15 protein-coding genes are annotated in these 24,208 nt (G+C 58.3%); 6 read left to right on the top strand and 9 right to left on the bottom strand.

The annotated features are described in order from the left end of the window. Positions 1-3 precede the first annotated feature (3 nt). The 3 genes from MSL71_RS14930 (at position 4) to MSL71_RS14920 (ending at position 3,679) form a co-directional block, all read left to right on the top strand. A complete protein-coding gene (locus tag MSL71_RS14930; protein WP_180141763.1) occupies positions 4-480 on the top strand; it encodes an eCIS core domain-containing protein in 477 nt (158 codons plus the stop codon). A gap of 364 nt (positions 481-844) precedes the next feature. Further along, on the top strand, positions 845-2,218 hold the full coding sequence (locus MSL71_RS14925; RefSeq protein ID WP_180141761.1) for an ATP-binding protein: 1,374 nt from the start codon (positions 845-847) through the stop codon (positions 2,216-2,218). A 12-nt stretch (positions 2,219-2,230) separates the two neighbouring features. Next, positions 2,231-3,679, top strand: a complete 1,449-nt coding sequence (locus MSL71_RS14920; protein WP_180141759.1) for a tetratricopeptide repeat protein — start codon at positions 2,231-2,233, stop codon at positions 3,677-3,679. 3 nt (positions 3,680-3,682) lie between these two features. Here the strand turns inward: MSL71_RS14920 and MSL71_RS14915 are convergent, their stop codons facing one another. Both MSL71_RS14915 and MSL71_RS14910 read right to left on the bottom strand, forming a co-directional pair. Continuing rightward, positions 3,683-4,621: an alpha/beta hydrolase gene (locus MSL71_RS14915; RefSeq protein ID WP_180141757.1), complete on the bottom strand. Its 939-nt coding sequence runs from the start codon at positions 4,619-4,621 to the stop codon at positions 3,683-3,685. Positions 4,622-4,901: 280 nt separating this feature from the next. Beyond that, entirely contained in the window at positions 4,902-5,483 is a 582-nt protein-coding gene (locus MSL71_RS14910; protein WP_180141755.1) for a DUF998 domain-containing protein, read from the bottom strand. Positions 5,484-6,002: 519 nt separating this feature from the next. Here MSL71_RS14910 and MSL71_RS14905 point away from each other — a divergent pair. The 3 genes from MSL71_RS14905 to ilvN all read left to right on the top strand — a co-directional run bounded on the left by MSL71_RS14905 (position 6,003) and on the right by ilvN (position 9,461). Continuing rightward, positions 6,003-6,878, top strand: a complete 876-nt coding sequence (locus MSL71_RS14905; RefSeq protein ID WP_180141754.1) for a radical SAM protein — start codon at positions 6,003-6,005, stop codon at positions 6,876-6,878. A gap of 641 nt (positions 6,879-7,519) precedes the next feature. Then, positions 7,520-9,193: a biosynthetic-type acetolactate synthase large subunit gene (ilvB, locus tag MSL71_RS14900; RefSeq protein ID WP_180141751.1), complete on the top strand. Its 1,674-nt coding sequence runs from the start codon at positions 7,520-7,522 to the stop codon at positions 9,191-9,193. Next, on the top strand, positions 9,186-9,461 hold the full coding sequence (gene ilvN / locus MSL71_RS14895; RefSeq protein WP_180141749.1) for an acetolactate synthase small subunit: 276 nt from the start codon (positions 9,186-9,188) through the stop codon (positions 9,459-9,461). The genes ilvB and ilvN overlap by 8 nt, the downstream gene beginning before the upstream one ends. Positions 9,462-9,692: 231 nt before the next feature. Here ilvN and MSL71_RS14890 read toward each other — a convergent pair whose 3' ends face one another. The 7 genes from MSL71_RS14890 to MSL71_RS14860 form a co-directional block, all read right to left on the bottom strand. After that, complete coding sequence (locus MSL71_RS14890) at positions 9,693-16,124, bottom strand: hypothetical protein (protein ID WP_180141747.1); 6,432 nt, start codon at positions 16,122-16,124, stop codon at positions 9,693-9,695. A gap of 384 nt (positions 16,125-16,508) precedes the next feature. Then, positions 16,509-17,300: a TIGR00266 family protein gene (locus tag MSL71_RS14885; RefSeq protein ID WP_180141745.1), complete on the bottom strand. Its 792-nt coding sequence runs from the start codon at positions 17,298-17,300 to the stop codon at positions 16,509-16,511. Positions 17,301-17,371: 71 nt separating this feature from the next. After that, complete coding sequence (locus tag MSL71_RS14880) at positions 17,372-18,217, bottom strand: hypothetical protein (RefSeq protein ID WP_180141743.1); 846 nt, start codon at positions 18,215-18,217, stop codon at positions 17,372-17,374. Positions 18,218-18,514: 297 nt separating this feature from the next. Further along, positions 18,515-20,221 (bottom strand): sensor histidine kinase, encoded by a 1,707-nt coding sequence (locus tag MSL71_RS14875; protein ID WP_180141741.1) that lies wholly within the window; start codon positions 20,219-20,221, stop codon positions 18,515-18,517. A gap of 11 nt (positions 20,222-20,232) precedes the next feature. Then, positions 20,233-20,877 carry a response regulator transcription factor gene (locus MSL71_RS14870; RefSeq protein ID WP_180141739.1) on the bottom strand — a complete coding sequence of 215 codons (645 nt, stop codon included), beginning with the start codon at positions 20,875-20,877 and terminating at the stop codon, positions 20,233-20,235. Continuing rightward, positions 20,867-22,120: a hypothetical protein gene (locus tag MSL71_RS14865; protein WP_180141737.1), complete on the bottom strand. Its 1,254-nt coding sequence runs from the start codon at positions 22,118-22,120 to the stop codon at positions 20,867-20,869. The genes MSL71_RS14870 and MSL71_RS14865 overlap by 11 nt, the downstream gene beginning before the upstream one ends. Positions 22,121-22,433: 313 nt before the next feature. Then, entirely contained in the window at positions 22,434-24,143 is a 1,710-nt protein-coding gene (locus tag MSL71_RS14860) for an acyl-CoA dehydrogenase family protein (RefSeq protein ID WP_180141735.1), read from the bottom strand. Positions 24,144-24,208: the final 65 nt, after the last annotated feature.

Below are 24,208 nucleotides of genomic sequence, written 5' to 3'. Positions count from 1 at the left end.
ACCATGAAAGATTTTGTCCAACGCAGCGAAAAAGAGGGGGCATCGCCCCTTACCGTCGCGTCCGAAAACCGGGCCCCCGAAGCCTGCCACACCCCCGATGCGGTGCAGCGGCGGTGCGGGGCCATCGTGGCACAGGCCAGGAACACCACCGGCCTGCCGGACAGGGTCAAAGAGGGGATGCAGCGCTCCTTTAACACCGATTTTTCCGATATCACCGTGCATCCCTCCTCATCCAAAGCCCCGGCCCTGGGCGCCCAGGCCTTTACCCAGGGCCATGACGTCCATTTTGCCCCGGGCCAGTTCAGGCCGGACACCACCTCAGGACGCGAACTCATCGGCCACGAACTGGCCCATGTGGTTCAGCAGCGGGAAGGCCGGGTCTCTCCCACCTGCGAGGTGTCGGGCATGCCGGTGAACGACAACCCGGGCCTGGAAGCCGAAGCCGATGCCCTGGGTAAACGGGCTTCGGGATCGGTGTAAAGGCGCGGCAAGGGGCTAAAGCCCCTTGACCCCAGGTTCGCAAATGCTTCGGGGCTTCGTCTCTTCACATTTGCTGATGGACTGCACCTGTGAGGGTAACGTTGTGCTTGTTGGGAATGAGCCTCGGAGGCTCTGTCTCCATGTGCGGTGTTACGGGAACCTGTGTGGTGTGCCAGCCATGGAACGATTAAGCCCACCGGCAAGGCAGAGCCTGGGAGCGAGACAGCCAATTGTGATTGAGGGCACGATACCAAGCCCGCGCCGCTTGCTCGTTCCCAGGCTTCGCCTGGGAATGCGTCCCGCAGGTTTTTTTTGCAGTCTCTCCACATTGCCCATTGATGCCACGTGATAGACACCCCTTCCTATGCCCCCTTTTCCAAACGAGTCATCTTCTCCAGCCCCAGAATCCTTCACCCGCGCCCTTGAGCAGGAGCTCGCCTGGTTCGAGCAGGTCCTGGAGACCCGGATTGCCCTGTACTTCGGCCATGAGTGCCGGGTGCGGGGCATCGAGGCCCATGTGCCGCCGGATCTTGCCGGGGATGCGTCCTCCTTTGCTGAGGCGGTGCGGGAAATGGCCCTCGATGCCCGGGAGCGGCTGGTGCTTGTGCTGGCCCTTGCGCCCCATATCCGTCCCCAGGTCCTCGACACCTTTTTCATCCAGAACAAGACCATTGACAGGGGGTTCACCGAGTTCGGAGGGGTGACGGGAAACCGCCACGGCGGGTTTTTGCCCACGGGGGAGACAGCCGCTTTTATCGTGGCCGGGGGCGACCTTTCGGCCCGGATGGACCTGCTGTCCCTCTTTGGTGAGGGGCACTCCTTTGCCCGGAACGGGGTGCTGGCCCTGGAGGGCCGGGAAGCTGGGGAGCCTTTGTGGAGCCGGTCCCTGCAGGTGAGTGAAGCCTTTCTGCATCGGATTACCTCCGGGGGCGTCCATCGGCCTGAGTACGGGGCCGGGTTTCCGGCAAGGCGGCTCACCACGCCCCTGACCTGGGACGACCTTGTCCTGTCTGCCGAGGTGATGGAAGAGATCGACCATATCGTGGGATGGGGGCGCTTCGGGGATGAAATCATGGAGTCCTGGGGGCTCTCCCGGGTGCTGAAACCCGGGTACCGGGCCTTGTTCCACGGGCCCCCGGGCACGGGAAAGACCCTGACCGCTTCCCTCATCGGTGAGGCCTGCGGGGTGGATGTCTACCGCATCGACCTGTCCATGATGATCTCCAAGTACATCGGGGAAACGGAGAAGAATCTGGCCGGGGTGTTCGATCAGGCCGAGCACCGCAACTGGATTCTCTTTTTTGACGAAGCCGACGCCCTTTTCGGCAAGCGCACCCAGGCCAGCAGCTCCAACGACCGCCACGCCAATCAGGAGACAGCTTACCTTCTCCAGCGAATCGAGGACTTTCCCGGGGTCGTGATTCTGGCCACAAACATGAAGGCCAATCTGGATGAGGCGTTTTTCAGGCGGTTTCAATCCGCGATCTATTTTCCCGTCCCCGATGCGGAGCAGCGGCAGAAGATCTGGACCCGGGCCCTGCACGGGGTGTCCCGCCTGAGCGATGACGTGGACGTGGCCGCCATGGCCGAAGCCCACGCCCTCACCGGCGGTTCCATTGTCAACGTGATTCGTTTCGGCGCGATCCAGGCCCTGCGTGAGGGCCGGCAACGTGTGGGACGGCGGGATTTTGAAAAGGGGATACGAAAGGAACTCCTTAAAGAAGGAAAGACCGGATAACGGGAGGTGACCATGACGGAATCGGACAAGATTGAACGGGTTTCGGAGTTGTTCAACCGCCTTCAGGACGGGCTCACGGAAATGCAGAGCCTGTCCGTGGACAAGACGAGCTTCACGGCGGAGGAGAAGCAGGTGGTTTTGGAGGTTCTCTTTACCCGGGACGCCATCCACGATGCCTACAGCACCTTTGACGTGAACGACGAGGAGGCAGCGGCGTGGTTTATCAGGGCGGACGGCAGGATCAAGGCCCTGGACCGCTGGCTTCTGAAGAACGCGACGCTTGTGAACAAAGTGATCCAGCTGGACCGGTGGCGGGAGCAGTGCGGGCCAGACAACGACGCCTGGTGGTGGCACATGACGCCGGAAGTCTCTGCCTGGGATCGTTTTGATTGGGTGTGGAATTTTGCCACCATGCTGGTCATCGGCCTGGGCGCCAGTCACGTGGTGACCATTGTAAAAGCCCTCTCCGTGGGGGACCTGACCGTGGCCTCCACTTTCTCCACCATCGCCCAGGTGGGGGGCCTTGCCGCCATCAGCCAGGGAACCCTCACCGCTTCGGGGCGAGACCGGGTAAAAACCATTCTCGAAAGCCTGCGGGTACCGACCCAGTTCCAGAGCGAGGTGGTGCTCGTGGTGGCCGTCATTCTTCTGGTGGGCGTGATGAGTACCAGCTCCTATTTGAAAAATCACTACGATGAGACGGGGCGCCGCGCCTACGACGCCGGAGATTTGAACAACGCGGAGACCTCTTTTATGAGGGGCCTTCAGCTCGATCCCCAGGAGGCTTCCTTTGACTCGGAGCTGGGAAGGATCTACGAATCCATCGGCATGCAGGAGAGCGCCGGGGATCACTACTACCAGGGCGTACGTGCCGGAGACCTGGCCGGGATCAACAACCTTGGTCGCCTGCTCATCAACCGCATGAACCCCATCACCCAGGCCCGGGACCCACGCCTTGCCCAGTCTTTTCTCATGCTGGGGCTCCAGAGGGTGGAGTCCCTGGAGCAGCGGAACCTCAACCTGGAGTACCAGTTCAACCGGAACCTCGGGTGGGCCCTTTTGGAGACAGAGGACTACGAGGCGGCGAAAAAATACCTGAGAAAGGCCATCGCCCTGGACAGGCAGATCAAGGAAGACCAGATCGGTGCGGGGATGGCCTATTGTTTTCTGGCCCATGTTCTTGAAAAGGCACCGGACCCTCCCGGAACGGAGGGCATGGCCGAAACCGCCGAGGATTTCTGGAACCACTGCGTGGAGTGTGCCCGGCCCGAGACCGTGCTGGAGTATCGGTGGCTCATGAAGACCGGCAACGCGCATCGGGCGTTTTTCGTGGACACCAGCAAGATCATCTCGGGCCTGGACCGCAACGCCAACCAGCAGAGGGCAGTATTCGATACCTACATGAATACCCAACTCTCTGAAGCAGCCTCGGAATCACCGGAAACGATTCAGAAACGGTAACCGCTACGGCCTGTTGAGAAAGTCCCCCATTTTGGCGTAGACGGCGTCGCACTCTTCCCGGACCAGGTCTTCCATGTTCATGAAAGTGTGGATCATGTCGTGGAAATGGTGGCGCTCGGCCTTCACTCCCGCTTCCTCCACCTTGCGGACATAGGCTGTGCCCTCATCCCGGAGGGGGCAGAATTCGGCGGTGAATACCAGGGTCTCCGGGAGTCTGGCCGTGGTGGTCATGTAGAGGGGAGAGGCTTCCCGCCGGTTCTCCGCGTGCTGGAAGTAGTTGTCGAAATACCATCGGATTTTTGCCGTTTCCAACAGGTACCCCACGGCGTTTTCCACCATGGACGCGCTGTCCATGGTGTAGTCAAGGCTGGGGTAGATCATGGCCTGGCGCTTGATGTCCGTCCCCGCATCATGCTGGGCAAGGTGGGCGACGGTTGCGCATAGCGCACCACCACCGCTGTCGCCCGCAATGGAGAGCCGGGGGGTAAAAGGCACTCCCCGGCTCTTCAACACATCCCACACCCCCTTGACGGTGTTGTACGCGTCGTTGACGGCTGCGGGGTAGGGGCATTCCGGGGCAAGGCGGTAATCCGGGGCCACCACGATGTGGTCTGTGGCAAGGGCTGTCCTGCGGAAGATGGGGTCGTAGACGGTGATGCTCCCGGCCATGTGGCCGCCTCCGTGGAAAAAGACCAGGACCGGAAGGGCCCGGGACGGGTCCGGGTGGTAGATGCGCACCGGGATGTCAAAGCCTGGGCTGGGGATGGTGTCGTCCTGGACCCAGGCAACATCGGGACTGGAACTCACCAGTCCCCGGGTGAGGTTTGCCAAGCCTTCCCGGGCGTTGGTGGGGGTGGCCTTGAAGCCGTTTGCCTGCAGGTGGGCAAGGAGCGCGTTGAATTTTTTCAGCCAGGGTTCCAGTTTGGGGGATACCTTTCGCATGGTGCCTCCTGATTATGGTCAGTGCAACGACGGGTTTTCTGTCGGCTGTCCCAGGCCGGGAGATATGACAAGGCGGGGCAATGGTGTGATTGATCTTTTCTGTTGGTACCAGAGGTGGCGGAAAAAGTATAGTGCTTCCGGAGTGTTGGGACTTTTTGTGTTTTTTTGTGACTCTTTTTGTTTGTACGGAGCATGAGGGGGGGATACTCTCCCGGCCTCAGTGTTGTAAGGATTACCCGGATATTCCATGAGAAAACGACCCGTGAAAGATCCGGGCTAATTACTGGATACCGTTCAGGCTTAAGCAGAGATACAGAATTATCAGGTTGAGGCGTTGGTAAAGACCGGTGTACTTCAAACACCCTGTCTCCCTGTTTTCTGACGCAACAAATAAGGAAAATGTCAAAACCGCACAGACGAACAGGAAGCCGTTTAAAACTCTGACACCCTTTAAGGGCTGCATGAAAACAGCCCACAACGGGTTAAAAGACAGAGCGATAAACCCAATGCCAGAGGCAACTCCATGTATTTTCGTGGAAAGGCTTTTTTGGGGATCGGCTGGGAAGATACCCGCCAGGATACAGCCTGATGCGAAAGTGAGTATTCCTAAAATATATAATGTGCTGCTCCATTGGTGGGGCTTGAAGAACTGAGCCTGGCCAATGGCAGAGACCATGAATAACGACCCAACAAGTACCAGGTTGACGTTTTCCCATATTCGTACGGGGCTTTTCCTTGCGCCTAACGCACTGATTGTGTCCATTAGGTGGCTGTAACCGGGATATTTTTTTGCTAAGGCGACTGGAACCAGTAAGTCTGCCAACATTCCAAGAATGAGGGCTGTAAGAGTGAATTCAGGCATCTCTTTTTCACTTTCATTTCACTGTAGCCAGTGGCGCCCCGTTCCTCCGAAGGGTGAAGAAGCCGATCAGAAAATCGGGAACTACAGTTTGGGTTGTTCGAATGCCCGGCTTTTTGGTTGATGGCAACATGCAATAAAAAACATTGCTTTGGAATGATCCTCTTTCCATGAAATAACCGGGGGAATGCACTGCCGCTTGATGCCTTTGACTCAGCCAGGCACGTTTCGATACTTCGGTTTTCTACCTGAAATAGCAAAGTTTGCTGTATCTGCCTACCTCCAGATTCAAATCACATGCAAAGCAGCGGCAGATGCCGTTGTTTGCCTCAACGTTCTGATAACGCGGAAGATGGGTATGCCCGGCCTTTCGAAAAGGTGAAGAACTTGAGCAGGGAGTCGTGGGGTGCCTTTTGTGTTTTTGTGATATTTTCGTTTTTTATCGTAAGTTTTTATATTAACGTTCTATTCCTTGGGATTGATTGTTTTTTTGTGACATATTCGGGTGAGGAGCCACACACCATGCGATACGAAGGACAGATTTTCAGGCCGTTCAGCGAAGCCAACAGCTATTTGCTCCAGTGCACCGTCGGGTGCTCCCACAACAAGTGCACCTTTTGCGGGATGTACAAGGATAAGCGCTACCGGGTGCGCTCCATGGACGAAATCATGGAAGACATTCGCATGGCCAAGGCCCACTACGGCGATGTAGAGAAAGTGTTCCTTTGCGACGGGGATGCCATCGCCATGGAGACCGACGCCCTCCTTGAGATCCTTTCGGCCCTTTACCGGACCTTCCCCTCATTGCGCCACGTGGGCAGCTATGTGGGCCCCCAAAGCACCCTGGCCAAGGGGGACGATCTTTCGGTCCTGCGGGGAGCCGGACTCACCAAGGCCTACCTCGGCGTGGAGTCCGGAGATGATCAGGTATTGGCCGCCGTCAAGAAAGGGGTGACTGCAGACGAGATGCTCGAAGCCGGGCAGCGCCTGGTAAAGGCCGACATCAACCTCTCCTCCATGGTTCTCCTGGGCATTGCCGGAACCGGCGAAGCCGCCCGTCGACACGCCCAGGCCACCGCCGAGATCACCAACCTCATGAAACCCCGATACCTCGCGGCCCTCACCTACACCCCGGTGCCGGGGACCGCCCTGTTCAACGCCTGCGAAAAAGGGACACACCTGTTGCCCGATCCCTTCGAGACCCTGGAAGAGATGAAGACCATCTTCGAGAATATCACTATCGATAAGCTTAAATTCGTGGGGGCCCATGCCTCCAACTACCTGCCGGTGAGCGGGGAACTCCAGAAGGACAGGGCCAAGATGCTGGCGACGGTGAATGAGATTCTTGAAACGAAGGATTCGGGGGCGCTGAGGAGCGAGGCGGCGAGGGGGCTTTAGGGCAGTGAATGGTGAATGGGTAATAGTGAGTAGGGAATAGGAAACAGGTCATAGGTTATAGGAGGGGGGCGTCGTGGGATTGATGGGGTTGTTTTATTTGCGTGACCCCGGCAAACTCACCTGAATTGTTTGATTTGTAAAAACAGTTGACAAATGTCTTGAATGCCTTCAAGGTTAATCAATATTCCATTTTTTGACGATAAGGAAACAACAACGTGCTCAGCCTCAACAACATTCAGATGACCGCTTCAAACGCCGACGTTCGCGTGGTGGGTGTGGTGGTGCATGTGGTGGTGTGCTCCGGCTGAGACTTTGCTCCCATAGATTGAGACAAAGCCCGGCCGGAACAACCGACCGGGCTTTTTTTATATCGTTAACAACCTCGACTTAACCCAACGGACCTTTTTGAAGATGACCATCTCAACCAACCATACCGCCCTGACGATTTCCTCCCTCGTGGTGTGTGTGGTGGTGGTGGTGGTCTGCGTGGGCAGGCCGGGGTGAGACGAGACGCAGAGCAACGCTGATCAAAACCCCGGCCGGAACCAACCGACCGGGGTTTTTTTATGCATGAATTTTGTGCATCCGGCACGGCAGCCGGACACGCACGCATGATTTCATTTTAAGGAAAGGAGAGAACCATGGAGTATTCAGGAGCAGAGATCGTTATCAAGCTTCTCGAACGGCAGGGCGTTGAGTGCCTTGCCGGAATCCCCGGCGGCACCAACCTTCCCCTGTACGACGCCTTGCGGGAGAGCCCCATCCGCCACATCTTGGCCCGGCATGAGCAGGGGGCGGGGTTCATCGCCCAGGGCATGGCCCGGTCCACGGGCGTTCCGGCGGTCTGTTTCGCCACCTCCGGTCCCGGTGTTACCAACCTCATCACGGCCATTGCCGATGCCCACCTGGACTCGGTGCCCGTGGTAGCCATCTCCGGCCAGACCCCCATGAGCCTCATGGGCACCGACGCCTTCCAGGAGGTGGACACCTTCGGCATGAGCCTGCCGGTAACCAAGCACAACTTTCTGGTTCGCAGCGCAGCAGAGCTTCTGGAGGTGATCCCCGAGGCCTTTCGCATTGCCATGAGCGGGCGGCCCGGACCGGTCTGGGTCGATATCCCCAAGGATGTTCAGACAGAGCTCATCGACATCGACACCCTGCCGGAGAAGGGCACAAGGCTCTGCCCGGCATCACCGGAAGAGGCCGCCCTTGCCAGGGCCGCAGAGATCATCAACGCATCCGAGCGCCCGGTTTTCTACGCAGGTGGGGGCATCATCAACTCCGGGGCCGGTGCAAAGGTTCGGGAATTGTGCGAGAAGGCGGGGATCCCGGTGGTCACTACTTTGATGGGCCTTGGCATCATGCCTTCGGACTCGCCCCTTTCCCTGGGGATGCTTGGGATGCACGGTTCGCGCGCCACCAACCTGATTCTGGATCAGTCGGACCTGCTCATTGCCGCTGGGGTCCGGTTTGACGACCGTGCCACCGGGCGCATTGCTGCCTTTTGCCCCCATGCGCGCATCATCCACATGGACATTGACGGGGCGGAGATCGACAAGCTCAGGCCTTCTGATTGCAGTATTACAGGGGACGCCGGGGAGATTCTTTCCAGCCTGTTGCCTAAGGTGGCGGACAGGGCCAGGCGAACCTGGGAGTCCTCGGTCGCCGCCATGAAAGAGGCCCACCCGACACCGGCGGGCGAGCTGGACGATGCCAAGCCTCCTGCCTTGATCCGGCGCATCGGCATGCTGGCGGAGGCCGGGACCTTTGTCTCCACCGACGTTGGCCAGCACCAGATGTGGGTGGCCCAGCACTACCCCCACCATGAAGCCAGTCGTCTCTTGACCTCCGGAGGCCTGGGCACCATGGGCTTCGGCCTGCCCGCGGCCATCGGGGCCGCCCTTGCCAACCCCGAGGCCCCGGTGATCTGTTTTTCCGGTGACGGCTCCATCATGATGAACATCCAGGAGCTGGCCACCCTGGCCGAGCAGGACTTAAACGTCAAAGTAATTGTCCTGAACAACGGGGCCCTTGGGCTGGTCCGCCAACAGCAGGAGCTCTTCTACGGGGCCCGCTACATGGCCTCCCAGTATAACCGGAACCCGGATTTGACCACCATCGCCCGGGGCTTCGGCATCCCGGGGCGCCGTTTGCCCCTTGCCGCCTGTACCGACGGGGCCTTGACTGAGTTTCTCCACGCCCGTGGCCCGGCCCTCCTGGATATCGCCATTCCCCAGGAAGCCAATGTTTTTCCCATGGTTCCTCCGGGAGCCGCCAACACCCGCATGATTGAAGAAGGAGCCACCCATGACTGATTGCACATTGACCCTTACCGTCTCCAACCACCCCGGGGTTCTCTCCCGGATTGCCGGCCTGTTTGCCCGGCGCAACTATAACTTAGACGGTGTCTACGTGGTGGGCCTCACCGGCACCACCGAGAGCCGCATGCAGCTTCTGGTCAAACAGGACGAGAGGCTGCCCCAGATCATCAAGCAGCTGGAAAAACTCTATGATGTGAAGGCCATTTCCGTGAATGAGGGCAGCGACATGCTCGGTGGCTGTGAGGTGAAAGAGGCGGGGTAGCCCGGGTATCTCTTGCGCATCCTTCTGCGATGCCGACGGCGTGGGGGGGTGAGGTAGGGTGTGCTTGCGCACCGCCGAAGAACCGCAACGTGCATAAAACCCATGCACTGCTGCCCCTCACGCCGCATAGGCTGCCACATACCAATCCGTGAACATGCTTTCCGCGGTTTGGGGTAGGGTGACTGAAGATACCCCTGGCAGGGCTGCCAGGGGTATTGGAGGGTGGTGTTGCTACCGGTCTGTTGTTTTGATCAGTGTGGTGCCGTCGTCCACGGTATGTTTCCACAGGTAGACGTGATCGTCATCTTGCGAGGCGAAGAGAAACTCGTTGCCGCCCGCAGGTTCCTTATACATGGTGATATATGTATACTTTTGGCTTCGTTCGCTTACCTTGATGCGTTCGTGGTCTACGCCGGGCTGTATGGCAAAGATCTGATCGCCATAGGGCTCTGAGTATCGTCTTACCCTGAAGTAGAAGGTGTCGCCCACCACCTGAACCTTCCCTTCGATCCGTACCCTGCCTAATGTGAAGTCCGGAAGCGTGCTAAGGTCGTTAATCAACGTCGTTCCGTCTTCGGTCCCGTCTGATGCCCAGATTTCATGGCCCCTTGCAATATAGAGAGACCCTTCCACCACAAACATTTCCGTGGGGTCAAAAGAGCCTCGCTGCGCCATCTCTTTCACCACCTCGGTGCCCTCCGGCGTGCCGTCACTCTTCCAGAGGTCCAGGTGATCGACGGTGTAATCCTCGGCATCCCTTGTCTGATAGTGGTCATAGAAATAGAGCACCCCGTCTATATCGGTGAGATACCATGGCGGGTGCTCGGTCGCTTTGAGGCGCTGCGTTCCGTCCGGCGTCCCGTCGCTCACCCAGAGACCGCAGCCGTTGCCGCCCATGTCGTCCGAGGCGAAAAAGAGCTTGTCCCCGCAGGGGATGAGATGCCCTTCAATGGCAAGGGGCCCTTTGACCTGCGTTGTGCCGCCTTCTGTTCCGTTGCTCTTCCACAGGGAATCCGGGTTGCTGCTGCTGGATCCGTTGAGGTGAATAAAAAGGGTGCTGCCCAGGGTTTTTATCTGCTGGATTTTGCCCCCTGAAAGGGCTTTGACCTCGGTGGTGCCACCTGCTGTTCCGTCGGTTTCCCACAGGGTTGTCTCCGTTGATGACCGGGCGGTTCGGAAGAAAGCCCGGTCCCCCAGGGTGGCAAAGGGTGTGTACGCTGTATCCTGGATGCCCGGCTTCAACGGCGCGGCCCCTTGGCTGGCCGTGGCGGTGAAGGGCTGGCTTTCTCCATCTTCACCGGTGCCCTGGAACACGTACCGTCCACCGAATTTGTTTAGCGCGTACCCGATGTGGATCACGTCCCCGGTGGGGTTGGCGTCGTTCAGCATCGCTGCCGTTATCCCGTCGGTTTTCCATATCTCCGTGCCGTGGATTCCGTCGGCAAAGGGGATAAGGACAAAGGGCCGGTGGTAGATGGTGAACTCCTTTTCGCTGGTGTAGGTCCCGTCGGTGACGGTGATCACAACCCGCTGGGTCAGGGTGCTCTCCGGGTCCAGGGCTCCGGGGGTGAGGGTGGCGGTGCAGTCGTATCCTCCGTTTGCGTTGGGTGTTGCCACAATGTCGGTGAGGGTGGTCTCCGTGTACCCGCCGGGGACGGTGACGTTTTCGATGCGGGCCGTGATGGTGAGCCCGGCAAGGGGGGTGTCCCTGTCCGTGACGGTGAACGAAAAGGTGTAGGGCGTGGAGGAGCCCACGCGTACCAGGGTGTCCAGAATATCGCCTATGATGTTGGGACCCTTGTAGGCGAACCCGTCGTAAAGGCTCAGAAGGCTCAGGGTGTTGATGCCTGAAAAGCCCAGGGCCAGGTCACGGTCTGTGTCGGCAAACTCAAACCGTCTCACCCCCTCGGTGCTGCGATAGACGTCCGGGTCGTTTTTATCGGCCTTGAGGGCGGATTTGAGGTAGCCCGAGCAGGCGAGGCCGTCGGTGCAGTAGTAACCCCCTTCCGGGTTGTATCGCAGGGATCGGGCATTGCGGTGGGTGGACTGGTCCCCGAAGTAGTAGGCTTTGGTGGTTGTGTCGTACTCCAGCTGGTAAAGGGTTGCTCCCACTTTCAGCATGGCGGATGAGCCCTGAACGGCTGCGACGCAGCTTAGCTCAGACCACGGATGCCAGACAAAGAGGGACCCTCCGAGTCGCAGGCTGGAGGGCGTGTAGCTGGCCTCGGTGGGTTCGTAAAAGATGTCCAGGGCGTCGGTGAGTTCGAACCGGTTGCTGTCGTTGATGTCATAGAGCAGGAGGTCCTGGCCCACCATGTCAAAGAGGCAGTCCAGGCTTGCGCTGGAGCAGTCACTCTGAATGGTTTTTCCGTTGGGCCACCACGGGTTTTTCCCGTCGCCGAACAAGAGGGTCCGTGTCATGGCCGCCACATGGGTCTCGTCGATGAAGGCAAGGCTTGTGAGCGGGGCATTGGCACCGAAGGAGGTGGTTGAACGCCGGGTGATCTCCGTGGTTCCGCCCAGGGTGATTTCATAGAGGTTCACCTCGGTTTCCGGGGTGGCCTTTTTGTCGGAGGCGGCGTATCCGGGGGGCACAAAGGGGACCAGAAGGCGCGACCGGTCGGGAGAGATGGCAGGCTTCAGGAGGGTGTAGACCTGATTGCCCGACGCGTCTTTGATGAGCACGCTTTTTTCAAGGGAGAGGGCGCCTGTATCCGAGTATTTCACCACCATGAGGCGCGCGCCGTCATGGTGGGAGATGGCAAAAAGGATCCGGTTGCCGTCCAGAAGCCGGACCATGGGCAGTTCGGTTCTGTGGATGGTCTTGGGGGATCGAAGGGTCTCGGCAATGGGGAGCAGGGCCCCGGTGAACTCACTGATAGTGTAGTGGCCGATGTTCGTCAGAAAGTAGGGCCCCACACCGTAGGCAATGAGGTCTGCGGAGCGCAGGGTGTTCCCCACAATGGCGGCGCCGTTCCAGGCATCCTGGATCTGTCCTGTTGCAGGGATGCTGGCCACGGGCTTCATGTTCATGGAGTAGGTGTCGTGGCCGTCTGCCAGGATGCCGACGTCCAGGGAGGTGTCTACCTTGGGGTGGGGGGTGCTCAGGTCTCCCATGGACAGGTTGACGGTGAGTGAGACCAGGGCGCTGGGCCTTCGGTTTCGGTTGTGGGTTTTTTGAAAGTCGTGGTCCCGGCTCAAGGGGTTTTCCAGGCAGAGCTGGTTACTGGAGTTGTAGATGGGGTATTCGCTGATGTGAAGGCGGTAGTCGTTGCCCCCCAGGAACTCCCATTTAAATTCCGCGTGTTTGTTGAAGATCTCCTCAAGGCGGATGGTCTGGCTGAAGACGCCGATCATGTCATCGTCTTCCACGCTGATGCCGTCGTCTTCCATGACGGCAAGCTCCACGTAGACAGCGGCAGCGTTGTACCCGCCTCCGGTGTAGAGCACACACTCCTGTGTGTCCAGCTCCTGACCATCCTTTACGCCGTTGAACCGAAGGTAATCCCACCCGTGGTAGTTGGTTCGGATATCCTCGCTTTCCGTGAACAGGGCGTGCAGGGTATCCCCCTCACCGGGTTTGTCGCTCACCACCCCGACATAGGGATACATCCTTATCTCCGCCGTATCATCCTTCTCTTCATAATTGGAGATGATCTTCACCCTGTCCAGGGTGACCTCAAGGCGGGTGACGGGAACCGAACTCACCCGGCGGAATTCCACCTCGGCCCGGGTCTTCCTGTCGGTGCCCAAAAGGTATTTGGCGTTGGACTTCAGCACGTTGTTGCCGTTTCCGGCAGAGCCCGTGTTTTGATAGTTGGTCAGGAGGCTGTCGAGGTCGTTGTAAAGGTCCCGGCCCTCGGACAGGGCGTTGATGTTGGTGCTTGTGGCAAGGCGCGCACGGGCCTGGGAGATCTCTCCGGCCTGGATGAGACCGGCGATCTCGTGGGCATCGGCCATGATATCGGCGGCACCGGCCGCTGCCGAGGTCCCGGCGATGACTTTGTAAACATCGGCGGCGCTGCCCAGCTCTTCATAGTCCAGGCTGAGAAGCATGTCGGCATTTTTGGCAAACTGGTACCCGGAGCTGGCCAGGTTCACGCAGTCGCATGCAATCTGGGCGTAGCTCAGTTTCTGGCCGTAGGTGTCCACCTCGGTGTTTTCCTCGGGGACGCCGGACATGAAAAAGGAGAAGGCGCTCTGGTTGTGCAGCCCGTAAAAGGGGTCGCTGCTGGTGTACCGGTTGATGCTGGCCCGGGCGCTGCCCAACGGATCGTCCTGGGCGGCGAGCTCCACGTCGTGGAGGTCATCCACCAGGTTGACGGTTTCACAGACGAACCCCACGAAGTTGCCGGAGATGACGTTGAAAGTCTGGCTGGCCAGGTAGCCCAGGAAGGCCCAGTTGGCGGCACTGGTATCGTAGACGTCCTGGTCGCTTGCCGTGTAGTCGAAGGTGATGGGCTGGGTGCTCTGGACCATGCGGTCCACCGGAACCCCGAAGATGGGCCGGTTGACCTGGATGATGACGGGGATGCGGGGCGTTTCCCCTTTCATAACCGCTTTGACGCACTCCAAGTCCCCATCCGGGCATGTCATGAACTCGTGGGTTTTGTAGGGCACGCCGTCGTAGGGAAACTGGGCCGTGTCCACCTGGACGGTCCGCTCCTTCCAGTGCTGGTAGAGGTCATAGTAGTTGGTGAGCATGTGGAGGTATTCCACGTCCTGGTACTGGTGCTGCATCTTTTTGGAAAAATCCCTCATGACCACCCGGGCTTTGAAGTCGTCGGGGATGGGCTCGGGCATGTTGTAGGGGCCCAGTTCGCCTCGGATGCAGGTTGCGGATTGTCCGTCTTCGTCTCGGCACTCATAGACCTCCGGGTTGTTCTGGTAGTCAAAGGTGTGCTCTGTTTCGTAGAGCTCTTTTTGTCGCTCAAACTGCGCCTTGAATTTGACCAGCTCCCCGTCGGCTTCAAACTCATGGCCTGTTTTTTCCGATTTGATCCACGCCTGCCAGAGGCCGAGGGTGTCGTTGAGCTTGTCACCGCCTGCCAGGATATCGTCCATGTAGGTGGGGATGGTGAGGTTGGGGGACATGCTGGTGTTTAAGTCAACGGTGATTTCGCCTTCGTTGTAGGTGCCCTCCTCACCTTGTGTTTTCAGGGAGATATTCTTGACCGTGCCGAGGACAAACTCCTTGGTCTGCAAGGTGGCCTCGGAGGTGATCAGGGGGGTGATAGTGAACGTGGCCAGGGTGTCGGGCATGTCCCCGGCAGGCGCCAGGGACGCCAGGGCGTTTTCAGCAATGCCGACGCTTCCCAGGGGCAGGATGTCCAGTCTCCAGATGCCGGTATCCCGGTCGACGGCATGGGCCAGGCCGTTTTTGTCCCCTGTGTAGATGGCGCCGGAAGGCGAGTAAAGCACAAAGGTGAGGTTGGCTGTGTCCGGTGACTCCGTTTCGATTTGAAAGGAGAGGTCCAATTCCTCCAGATGGGAGTTGAGGGTGCTGAAGGTGAAGGATTTCGGGGCAAAGCGGAAACCCGGGTTCAAAAGATCGGCAGCCGAGCCGCTTGTCAGAAAAGCGTCACCCTCCACAAAGGCCGTATCGGAAAGGCGCTCGGGGGTGATCATCTCCACCAGGGTGATATCAACGGTGCTGCTTGCGCCCACGAATCGGAAGGGTTTGCAGCGGTTCTCCCGGGTGACGGGAAGGTAGTAGAAGCGGGGCTCCGCACCACCTGCTGAGCAGAGGGTCTTGCCGCTGCTGTCCTCAAGGGTGACCTCCCGGCTCGCCTGGATGACGGCGATGCCGGTTTCCGGGAAGGAGATCACGGCATCTCCGCCTTCGGAGCTGACCACCAGGGTCTCCACGGGGCCTTCGGTGGAGGCAATGGCCATGGGCAGGCTCGGCATGGCCACCAGGTTGCAGGGGTTGGCTCCGGATGGCGTCTCTCCGATGCCGCCGTTTTCTTTGAGCTCGTCCACGGCATTGACCAGGGTGACGCCATCGGAGGGACCGTCCACGAACGCTTTGGTGTGCCGGGTCTGACGCACGGCGACGTTTTGTGTTTTCTGGTCAAGGTTGCCGAAGTTGTTGACCATTTTTGTGCTGCCAAAGGCATTCTGCAAGGCCAGGAATTCATCCATGGTCAGGGGCGCCTGGGACTGCAACCACAGCCTGCGGTTCAGTTTTTTTTGTTTTTCCCTGTTGAGGCGGACAAGGGCGTCGGAGCTTGCGCTGATGGGGAAAATATCCGGGTCCGGCAGCTGGACGAACGCCTGGGTGGCCACAGGCGAATACGGAAGCGCTTTGATGCGGGAGATCACGCCCTCGGGGACCCCTTTTGCCGCGAGCTTTTTGTATTCGATGTTTTTGTTGTTCTCTTTCAGGATGGAGATGATTTTTTCCGTGGGCAGCGTGGGGTTTTCGTTTCGGAGTTCAACCGTTAGCCCCAGGAGACCGGTTTCGGAGACTTTCTCCTTGACGGCTTTGTTGGTGGTCAGTCCGATGGAAGACAAGACCCCGTCCGGGTCCTGTAAGGGGACCGACGGGTCCATGGGCGGTGGGTCCTCGGTTGAGTTTCCCCCGCCGCAACCGGCCATGAATACAACGATCATCAAGGGGATTATGAATCGGTGAAGTGATGCGTGTATGAACTTGAACATGTAGATCTCCTGCCTGCATAAAGAAAAAAGTGCCGAGATGAGTGGCGGTGATTTATGGGTTGGGGGGGGCTATACTATGGCGGCTATAAGCCGTATCTGTGTGGATTGGACCCTCTGGGGGGAGTTTCATGACCGTTACGACCCTTCGGCGGTGCGCAAGCGCTCCTTACCTCTCATGGCCTTTACCGCTGGTAACGCGCACCATACCTGCAGGGTGTGTTTATTCACCCTGTTTCATTTTGTAGAGATGGAAAGCTGCCTGATCAGTCACATCAGGATACGTGTGGAGATTCATCAAGAGGCGGGCACCGACCCCTCTTCCCCCCTCCCCGGAGAGTGGATCGGTGACGCCTCGTTCTCCCCGGGAGAGGCTGGTAACGGAATTTACTTTTCAAAAAGTGTGGCGATCTCCCCCAAAAGGGAGCCTTCCCCCTTGGACTCTCCACCGGCGGACGGTGCGTGTTCGATGATGCGGTCCGCCATGCGGGAGAAGGGCATGCTCTGGAGGTAGACGGTGCCGTGGCCTTGCAGGGTGGCCAGAAAGAGCCCTTCACCGCCGAAGAACATGGATTTCAGGTTTCCGGCCTGCTGGATGTCGTAGTCGATGCCCTGAGTGAAGGCCACGAGGCAGCCGGTGTCCATCAGGAGCTTTTCTCCGTGGAGCTCTTTTTTGACGATGGTCCCCCCGGCGTGCACAAAGGCCATGCCGTCGCCTGTGAGTTTCTGAAGGACAAACCCTTCCCCCCCGAAAAAGCCCCGGCCCAGCTTCTGGGTGAAGGAGATGCCGATGCTGGTGCCAAGGGCCGCGCACAAAAAGGCGTCCTTCTGGCAGTAAAGGGTGCCGCCGTCCATGGTGCTTAAGTCCACGGGGATGATTTTTCCGGGGTAGGGCGCTGCAAAGGCGATGTGTTTTTTCCCTGCCCCTGCATTGGTAAAGTGGGTCATGAAGATGGACTCGCCGGTGAGAACCCGTTTTCCCACCCCTTTAAGCAGGCCCATGATTCCACCTCCCTTGGGTTCGGTTCCGTCGCCCATTTTGGCTTCGAACCGGATCTCCTCTTCCATGTAGTTCATGGCACCGGCTTCGGCGATGACCGTTTCGCCGGGGTCCAGTTCCACCTCAATGACCTGAATGTCGTCGCCGATAATGGTGTAATCGATTTCATGGCTCTGCATGTGTCGCTCCTTAAGGTAATAAATAGGTCGTAATCAGCCCGTGGCTGTGTAGGTCGTGGTCAAGGGACGGGTTACTCGCCTTGGCCGGACGGGCCGAAGAGGCCCTGCATCTGGGTTTGCAGGACTTCCAGTCCGCCGTTTTCCTGCATCTGTCGAAAGGTTTCCATGGCCTCGCCCATGTCATCCATGGATTGCTCCTGGCGGCTCACCGGGCGTTCACCGGCAAGAAGGGATTGGAACATCATGTGGATCTGGTCCCGGATTACGGCGTCGGCGGCGGGTTCATGGCGGATGTCGGCCCCCCGGGGCAGGGCGAATTTTTCCTTGGGAACCCTTTTTTTCTCAATGCGGGTCACCTCTTCATGGACCTGCATGCCCATGATGCTGCCCGACACCTTCATGGGAAAGTCGGTTCCGGCGAGGGTGAAGGTTTCGATGCCCAGGGCCGTGACCTTGTCGCAGGCATACCCTTTTATCTTCACCGCTTTTTTCTCCACAGAGCCACTCATGTCCCCCACCATGGTGATGCCCATTTTTTCGCTGTTTTTGACGAGTGTTTTCTGATCCTTGCGGGAGAGGCGGTTAAACTCGTCTTCGATCACCTTCTTGGGGTTGATTTGCCGAGTCCCTGTGTTGTCGCTTAAGTCCACGGTGTAGACCCACTCCGGTGTGGTGAGGGTGAGCTCACGGGAGTTCATGGGCACCCCGAAGCTCGCCCCGGATTCGGTGTGGTAGGCCGCGGTGGTGCGGCCATGGTCTTTGACATAGACCGTCTCTTTTCCCTGCATGGTCCCGGAGATTTCATAGGTGACCACGGCTTCCCTGAAGGGCAGCTTCCGTGTCCAGGGATTTTCCACGGCATGCACCGGGGCTGAGAGAAAAAGGATCATGGCAAAGGTCAGTAATGCGTGTTTCATGGGGTCTCCTGCATGTAAGGGTAACGTTGGCGGATTCGCCGCGTGGCGGGAAGAAAATAAGAAATTTAACGAATTAAGTCAATGTGTTGCGAGTCACTTTCGACGTGTCCGCGCGTCACTTTTTTAAAGGGGGATGGAGTGACTCAGGTCATCGGGCGGTGACGCCGGTCATAAAACAGCGGGGGAGGGGCTCAATGGATAAGACGTGCAGAGTGGAAACGATTTCAATCGTGGAGGCAGAGCTTACGTGCTTTATTCCCAGGCATAGCCCTTAACCCGGCTCGTGAAATATCCGGGTTAAGGAACTGAGAGTTCACCTTGACGTGGGATGGTGATGCGGGTCATGAAGCCGTCTTCGGAGTTGAAGTGGGCCTCGCCCCCCAGGGCGCGGGCGCGCTCTTCCATGCCCAGCAGGCCGCTTCCCGGAATGAGGGTCCGGGCTCCTTTTCCGTTGTCCACGGCCATGAGGTGGGCGTGGGTTTCACGGATTTTGACGGAGAGAAAAAGGCGCGTGGCGTCGGCGTGCTTGAGGCAGTTTGTGATGATTTCGGTGCAGGTGCGGTGAAGGGTGGTGTAGAGGGCGGGTTCCAGGAGGTAGATCATTCCCTGGAGGTTCAGGCTGGCATCCAGGCCGGTGCGGCGGGCCTGCTCCATGAGTTCGTCGATCTCCTTTTTCAGTTCTTCCCCGGTGATTCGGCCAGACTCCTCCCGGGATTCCGGGACGGACTTGATGCCGGAGAGGCCGGTGTCCAGCGCGGTGACCGCATGGGTCAGGGCCGGGAGCCCCCGGGTTGAGTCGTGGGGGCCGTAGATGCGGGCCACCTCCAGCAACTTGATGGCCGCCACCAGGGAGTGGCCGATGATGTCGTGGAGTTCCCGGGCCACAAATTTACGGGCGCTGCCTTTGGAGAGCTCTTTCAGCTGGCGGATGGTCTCGTTGACGCGCCTGTTTTTTTCCTCGATCTTTTCCTGGCCGGCCACGATGTCTGCCTGGATGGCCTTGTACTGGGTGACATTCCTTAAGGTGACCAGATGTTGGCCTCCGGTGACGGTACGGATTTTCCTGCAGGAGACAACAAAGGAGGCGTCACCGATGCATGCTTCAAATCCGGACTCTCCGGATTTTTGGGTCTGTTCCGGCAGTGTGGCCAAAAAATCATCCATGGCGCGGCCCGAGGTAAACAGGGCCTGAAACGCCCCGTTGGTGTAGCCGAGGCGGAACCGCCGGTTGAAAAGGGCGATGGGCAGGTTGAGGTGGTGGGTGATCTCGTGGCGCATCAAGGGCGTCAGGGAGAAGAGGTCGTGGTTGAAGGTGGCGTACATAAAGAGCAGGGTCGACCAGGTGAAGACGATGGGGGTGATGTCGAAGATCACCGGGATGCGGGCCATGAAGGTGAGGGTGTGAAGCACCTTGGTGATATACAGGCAGTTGAGAAAAAGGGGCACCAGGATGGCGGTACTCACAATCCAGGTGACGGCCCTGTTCCTGGTGGAAAATTCCTTTTTGAACCGAAGCCTGCAGTAGTAAAGGCCCACGCCGAAGTAGGTGTACTCGATGAGCATGTGGACGTAGAACAGGGGACCGAAGCTGTCTCCGTAAAAGTCGTAATGGCCGTAGAAGAGAAAGTGCAGCGGGTTGGTGAGGATCCAGGAAAACTGGAGCACGGGCAGCCCGTAGACAAGGGGGCGGATCTTCCGGGACAGTCGGGTGCCCCGGGCATAGGCATGGCCAAACTCAATGAAGGCCGCCTCCACCACGCATGTGCAGGCGTAGTAGCCGAGGATGAAGATCCACCTCAGGGTGATATCCGGGGAGACGGTTTTCAGGACCTTGAAGACCATCCACAGGGTCATGGCCCCCTGGAGCACCAGAAAGGCGTTGGCCGAGGGATCGTCCCTGCGGCTTTTCATGGTGAAGACCGCCAGGCAGATCACCGAGAGCACGATGGCAATGATGTGGATGATGCAGATGGCTGAAATTTCTAATTGAAGGGTGGGAGACACGGTGCGGTCTCCTATTCAATGCCGTTTTCTACGGCATAGACGGCCAGCTCCAGCCGGTTGGTGATGCCCAGTTTTTCATACAGTCGGCTCACCTTGTTTTTGACGGTGCCCTCGGCGTAGTGGAGGGTCTCGGCAATGGTTTTGTTGCTCTCGCCCATGACAATGAGCCGCACGATGTTGATCTCCTCCATACTCAAAAGATCCGTGTAGGTGGCTTTGCCGGGGCCCAGGGGCTTGAACCGTTCCAGAAGGATTTTTCGGGCGCCGGGGTGGATCACGGTCATGCCCATGGCCACGCACCGGATGGTGAGGATGAGTTTTTCATAGCCGATATCCTTGGTGATGTAACCGTCGGCACCGCCCAGGAAGGCATCGGTGATGTACTCGGGGTTTTCAAAGGTGGTGAGCATCAGCACCTTGATGTCCGGGTGGCTTTTTTTAAGGATGTTCAGGGCGGCCAGGCCGTCGATGCGGGGCATCTCCACGTCCATGAGGATCAGGTCCGGTGCCTTGCGGTTGCATGCCTCGATGAGCTCTTCACCGGAGCCCACGCTGTCGGTGACGGTGATGTGGGGATCGCTGTTGATGATCTGCTCCAGGGAGTCCCTTAAGAGCTGCTGGTCGTCTGCGATGATGACGTGAATATCAGGTACCATGGTATCTCCTGTAACGGGCGACAAGGGAACGGATGCGGGCGAGGTTGGTCTGGGCGTCCTCAATGAGGGTATCGAGGCGCTCGTTGAATCCTTCCGTATCCCGGACTTGGGACAAAGCCCGGACCCGGGCGCGGAACTGGTGCATGAATGTGTCCTGGGTATGGGTGACATCGCTCAACAGGGCGGACACCTCTTTCTCTTTTTCCAGGTCAAAGACAATGTGGGAGTACTGGCGCAGCCTCTGGTTGGCCTCCTCCAGCTGGACTCTCTGCGTCTCCTGCAGGTCGAGCATCTCGATGTGTGTTGAGATGTCGCTGAAGATAAAAAAGCGGCTTTTCCCCTGGGGCCCCACGGGCTGGGTACGGCAGGCGATGTGGGTTTTACCGTCCGGGGAGGAAAAGGCCGGGATTGTGTACGGGTCGGCCGGGCGCATTCCCGGTGCCACCAGGGCATCGGGGCCTTTTTTCGTGACGGTGGTGAGCCCTTTTTTAAGGAATGCCGCCTTTCGGGCAAGGGGATTGCGGTAAACAATCTCTCGTTGATCGTCGCAGAGAATCACCGCGTCGTCGATGAGGTTGGTGATGTTGGCAAAGGCCTGGTCCCCGATGTGATAGGCCCTGAACTCCGTTGAAAAGAGATGAAGCCCGCAAAGGAGAAAGGGGTAGAGAAAAAGCAGGCTGATTTCACCGGGAGCGCCGCCGAAAAAGGCCCCTGCCAGGTGTGCGCCCAGGGGCAGGGCAAAAAGAAGCAGGCCACGGAGGCGCGAGGTTGAAAAGAGTGCGGCTGCAACGGAGAGCAGGAAAAGACAGCCGGTGACGCCAAGATATCCTGCCCCAAAGGCCATGGCTTGATGGGTGTGGCTGCGGATGAGCCATGTTGCGTGGGTCTGGAAAAGGAGCCCGGCTGCGGCGCAGGCAATCAAGAGCGCTTTGACGGAGAAAAGGGGGGCCAGCACCGAGCGTTGCCCCATCATATGGAGAACGATACATTCCGTTCCCAGGGTGCAGCCCAGTTCAGCCAGCCTGGCGTTGAAGGCAAGGGCCGGGGAGACCATCACTTCGGCGGCAAACCGCATGAACACCGCCGCTCCCAGGGTGGCGTGTGCCGCCAGGATAAGCCGTCCTTTCTGTTTGAACCCCTGGTAGCAGCTGATGACGCCAAAAATGCAGATGGCGATGAGCAGGCACGTAAGGAAAAGAACAGAGTAAAACTGATCAAATGTGTAGTAACGCCCGTCCCCCACGTTTATTCCTTCGGGTTGGTAAGCACACCGGGGGACGTTGCCGTGAAAACGCCTGTGGTTTAGGCCCCGGAATGCTCCGTCAATGGTTTATCAACGCCCCTGCGGGAGTTGTCTGCCCCATGCGGCGTGTTTGTGCATCGGTTTAATGGAAAAGTTTTCCTATTAATCATGGTTTGTTTTGTCTTGTCAAGGAGGGGGGCAGCGGCGGGAGAGGATAAAGAAAAAAGGCAGGACCGAATCGGTCCTGCCTTTTTCTATTCAATGGAGCCTGCTTCTTCTCCATCTCAGGGAGAAGGAGCAGGTCGGGCTGTTCTTAGGGGTTCATCTTGTACGCGTCCACCAGGGCATACAGGTGGTCGTTGATCACGCGGTTGTAGCGCTCCTCGTTGACAACGGGCTTCAGGACCATCTCCTTGCAGAGCTCCTGCTGCTTGTCGGTGCTGGAGGGCTTCATGGCAAGGTCGAGGGCGTAGCGGCTCATGTCTCGGACGAAGACGTCGAAGATGGAGTCGAGGATGTCGTCTTCGATGCCTTCACGCTTGGCGCTCTCTATGATGAGCTGGGCGTAGGGGATTACGCAGAAGATCTCGCCCATGGCATAGAGGAAGTCGAAGTTTGCCATCTGGCCCATGAGGTCGTTGGCGGACTCCATGAGGAGCTGCTTGAAGAGCTCAACCTGCTTGATGAAGACCTTGACGTTGGGCAGGTCAACACTTTCAAAGACCGGCATGTAATCGTGGAACTGGATCTTGCCGTAGCCTTTGGTGGGGCCCTGGTTGAAGAGGAAGTCGTCGTTTTCAGCGCCGTTTCTCAGGCCGACCTCTTCGTACTCTTTCGGGTTGAACATGAAGTTGGGGATCAGCTTGGCCATGAGGGCCATGTTGACGTGCTTGGTGCCTTCCAGCTTGGGCATGCCTTTGATCTGGACGGCTGCGTGCTCGAAGTGCTGATCCTTTTCAAAACCCTTGGCTGCCAGAACGTCCCAGATCAGTTCATGGACGATCTCGCCCTGGATGGCCACCTTCATTTTCATGAGGGGGTTGTACAGGAGGTAGCGGCGATCCTCGGGACCGGCGGCGCGCATGTAGTCGGTGGCGCGCAGGCCGAAGAGCTTCATGGCCGTGATACGGATGTACGAGTCGAAGAAAAGCTGCTTGATGTGGGGGAACTCGGTGACTTTCTTGCCGAAGATCTCACGGTGGGCAGCATGGTTCAGGCCTTCGTACAGGGAGTGCGTGGAGAGGCCGATGGCAGCGGAGCCGATGTTGAACTTGCAGATGTTGATGGTGTTGAGCATGTCGTCCCAGGCCTTCTGGCCGCGGGAGAGGATCTCAGCGTCGGTGATGGGGTAGTCATGGAGCTTGAACTCGGAGACGTACATCTGGTCGCATGCGATGACGTTCTGGATGCACTCGTACTTCTCGTGCTTGGAGTCCACCATGAAGAAGACATAATCGTCGGTGTCTGCAATCTTACCGAAAACGGTGACGACTCCGGCTTCGTTGCCGTTGCCGATGTAGTACTTGCTGCCCTGGGCCAGGTAGGTGCCGTCGCCCTTGGGGTAGAGTTTCATGTCACTGGAGTAGATGTCCGCACCGTGCTCGCGCTCGGACAGCCCGAAGGCGCACAGGGGGTTCTCCTTAAGCTTGGCGGCCGCCTTGTGCTTGGCTTCTTCGTTGTCACCCAGCAGAACGGGGTCCAGGCCCAGGGTGGAGACGTGGTACATGTACCAGTAAGCTGAGCTGTAGAAACCACAGATTTCAGAGAATTCGAACATCTTGTAGGTGCTGTAGTGCTGGTTGGGGTCGTCCCCGTAGCCCTTGGGCAGGAAGAGGGTCTCGAAGATGCCCTCGTTTTTCACGAACTCTGCAAAATCATGGGTGAAGGTTTTTTCGTGGTAGTCTTTTTTGACGGCAGCAAGACCCTTGTTCTCGAACCAGTCGATGGTCTTGAGCATGATCTCTTTGGAACGCTCGTCCGGGTAATTTCTGTCTTTGTATTTTTTCGGGTTTAAAAGGACCATGGGTTCACCTCCTGAACAACTGAAATAAGCAAATAAGCGGATACGACTCCGAGTGTTGAGAAACA

Origin of the sequence: Desulfoluna butyratoxydans, assembly GCF_900699765.1 — a bacterium.
Lineage (GTDB): Bacteria > Desulfobacterota > Desulfobacteria > Desulfobacterales > Desulfolunaceae > Desulfoluna > Desulfoluna butyratoxydans.
This window is presented reverse-complemented; position numbering and strand designations above follow the sequence as displayed.